General features: G+C 66.2%; 2 protein-coding genes. One reads left to right on the top strand and one right to left on the bottom strand.

Annotated elements, in window-relative coordinates; all coding sequences use genetic code 11:
* Positions 1-167: 167 nt before the first annotated feature.
* Entirely contained in the window at positions 168-1,526 is a 1,359-nt protein-coding gene (locus ACOQFS_RS09575) for a peptidoglycan DD-metalloendopeptidase family protein (RefSeq protein WP_421562668.1), read from the bottom strand.
* Between the two features lie 205 nt (positions 1,527-1,731).
* Here ACOQFS_RS09575 and tyrS point away from each other — a divergent pair, with 205 nt between their 5' ends.
* On the top strand, positions 1,732-2,964 hold the full coding sequence (gene tyrS / locus ACOQFS_RS09570; protein WP_421562667.1) for a tyrosine--tRNA ligase: 1,233 nt from the start codon (positions 1,732-1,734) through the stop codon (positions 2,962-2,964).
* Positions 2,965-3,131: the final 167 nt, after the last annotated feature.

The following is a 3,131-nucleotide window of genomic DNA, read 5'->3' as shown; positions in this document are numbered from 1 at the left end:
CGGCGCTTGTGGATAGCCGGGCTATCCACAGCGCACCGCGCCTGGCATCCCATGCCGGCAAGGACCTTGTGCGACTCCAAAAAGACATTGAACAGGCTCTTAGCGACGTGAGACGGCCGAGCGGCGTTGAAGCGTGCGCAGCAAACAACGCACCCGGACGATGGTGATCAGTCGGCGCTGGCCTGCTGAATGAGCGCTGCGGCCGACAACTGCACGCGCATGGTGCTGGCCAGGCGCTCGAAGGCAGCGCGGCCGGCGGGCGACACCGGGGCCGCGGCTTCGCTCTGCGCTACCATCGTCATGGGGTCTTGGTGCTGGCCGTTGACGCGGAACTCGAAGTGCAGGTGAGGGCCTGTGGCCCAGCCCGTGGAGCCCACGGCGCCCAGGGTCTGGCCTTGCTCTACCGACTGCCCCTGGCGCACGTCGATGCGGCTCAGGTGGGCATACACGGTGACGTGCTGGTTGCGGTGCTTGATGAACACCACGTTGCCGTAGCCGTTTTGCACCCCGGCAAACTCCACCACGCCGTCGCCCACGGTCCGCACGGCGGTGCCGGTGGGGGCAGCAAAGTCGGTGCCCAGGTGCGCGCGCCAGGTTTTCAGGATGGGGTGCAGCCGCATCTTGAAGCCGCTGGTGACGCGGGAGAACTCCACGGGCGATGCGAGGTAGGCGCGGCGCATGCTCTCGCCGTCCAGCGTGTAATAGGCGCCCTTGGTGGCCCCGGGCTCCTGGAACCAGATGGCTTCGTGCGTCTTGCCGTTGTTGACGAACTCGGCGCTGAGCACGCGGCCGGTGGACAGCGGCTCGCCGTCGGCTTCCAGCGTCTCGTACACCACCGAGAAGCGGTCGCCCTTGCGCAGCGCGCGGCGGAAATCGATGTTGCCCGAGAACAGCTCGGCCACCTGCACGGCCACGGCATCGGGGATGTTGGACGCGTCGGTGGCGGCAAACAGCGAGCTCTGGATGACGCCGCCGGACAGGCGGCTGCTGGCCGTCAGGCGGGCGGTCTCGATGCGGCTGGCGAACTTGTCGCCCGTGCGCTCCACCACCAGGCGGCGGAAATTGCCGCTGTCGTCCGGCACCCAGCGCACCGTCAGGCGCACCAGGCGGTGGTCGTCCGTGGTCTCGGCCGACACCACGCGGCCACCGCGGCCGAGCACGTTTTGTCGGACAGGAGTGTCACTGCGCAAAAAGGCGGCGGCAGCGGGGTCAGCCACGCCCAGGCGCTGCAGCAGGGATTCAGGCGTGTCGCTGGTGCGCACCTGCTCGGACCGGAACAGCGAGAAGCCGGGTGCCTCCAGCTGGTCCAGCACCACGTTCTCGGCCAGCGATTCCACGGGGTAGCTGACCATGCGCACGGGCAGGTCGGAGGCGTCGGGCGCCAGCGATGCCACGGCAAACGCGCCGCCACCGCCCGTCAGCAGCAGGGCTGCCAGAGCGGCGGTGATGCGTTTGGGATGTTGTTGGAGGGTTTGGGACAGCCGGTCAAACAATGCCGTGCGAGCGGTGGTCAAGCCGTGAATCAATGGTCTATCCCCAGGGTGAGCGTGGATCCGTGGAGCGGCGCTGCGGCGGCAGGCGGGGCCCGGTGCGGTAGCCACATGCTGTCCGGCGGCGGCCGGGTGACAGCGTGAAAAACAAGTCGAAACGGCGGGCCTACTAGAATCCGCCCCACGCAATGTGGGCTGGAGTATAGCGGCGCACGCTGTATAGACATCCCAAAAAACCCTTATGAATCAATCTGCTGTTACAACAACCCCGGTGTCCGATGGTGTAGGACGGGCCCTTGAAATCTCGCTGCGCGGCGTGCAGGAACTGCTGCCGCAGGACGAGTGGATCAAGAAACTGGCGCGCTCGGAGGCCACGGGCCAGCCGCTGCGCATCAAGCTGGGGCTGGACCCCACGGCGCCGGACATCCACATCGGCCACACGGTGGTGTTGAACAAGATGCGGCAGTTGCAAGATCTGGGCCACCAGGTGATCTTCCTGATCGGCGACTTCACCAGCCTGATCGGCGACCCCTCGGGCCGCAACAGCACGCGCCCGCCGCTCACGCCAGAGCAGATCAAGGCCAACGCCGAGACGTACTACAAGCAGGCCAGCCTGGTGCTGGACCCGGCCCGCACCGAGATCCGCTACAACAGCGAATGGAGCGAGCCCCTGGGCGCCAGCGGCATGATCCAGCTGGCGGCCAAGTACACCGTGGCGCGCATGATGGAGCGCGACGACTTCCACAAGCGCTTCAGCACAGGCCAGTCGATCAGCGTGCACGAGTTCCTCTACCCGCTGATGCAGGGCTATGACTCGGTGGCCCTCAAGAGCGACCTGGAGCTGGGCGGCACCGACCAGAAGTTCAATCTGCTCATGGGTCGCCACCTCCAGCAGGAATACGGCCAGGAACCGCAGTGCGTGCTCACCATGCCGCTGCTGGTGGGGCTGGATGGCGTGGACAAGATGTCCAAGTCCAAGAACAACTACATCGGCATCACCGAAGACCCCAACACCATGTTCGCCAAGGTGCTGTCGATCTCGGACACGCTGATGTGGGACTGGTACACACTGCTGTCGTTCAAGAGCCTGGCCGAGATCGCCGACCTCAAGGCCGAGGTGGCGGGCGGGCGCAACCCCAAGGACGCCAAGGTGATGCTGGCCAAGGAGATCACCACGCGCTTTCACAGCGCGCAGGCGGCCGACGCGGCCGAGCAGGACTTCACCAACCGCAGCAAGGGCGGCGTGCCCGATGAGATTCCCGAGGTCAGCCTCTCTGGCGCGCCGCTGGGCATTGGCGCGCTGCTCAAGCAGGCCGGCCTCGCGCCTTCGGGCAGCGAGGCCAGCCGCTTGATCGACGGCGGCGGCGTGCGCGTGAACGGCGGCGTGGTCAGCGACAAGGGGCTGAAGCTGGCCGCCGGCACCTACATCGTGCAGGTGGGCAAGCGCAAGTTTGCGCGCGTGACCCTGGCTTGAGGTGAAAATTTTGAATGAAATAGGCCGCGAGGGATCCTCTGCACGAATCGAGCGGCAAGTGGGCACTGCGGATCGGGATGGGCTGCAAGACGCAAAACGCAGCAATAGCCGTAGCTATTGCGAGTATTTGCAACGCCGCAGACCGCCCGAGGCCGCAGATGCACACG

The organism is Paracidovorax sp. MALMAid1276 (assembly GCF_049198005.1).
Classification (GTDB): Bacteria; Pseudomonadota; Gammaproteobacteria; order Burkholderiales; family Burkholderiaceae_C; genus Acidovorax.
The sequence above is the reverse complement of the archived record's forward strand: the minus strand, read 5'-3'. Positions and strand labels throughout refer to the sequence as shown.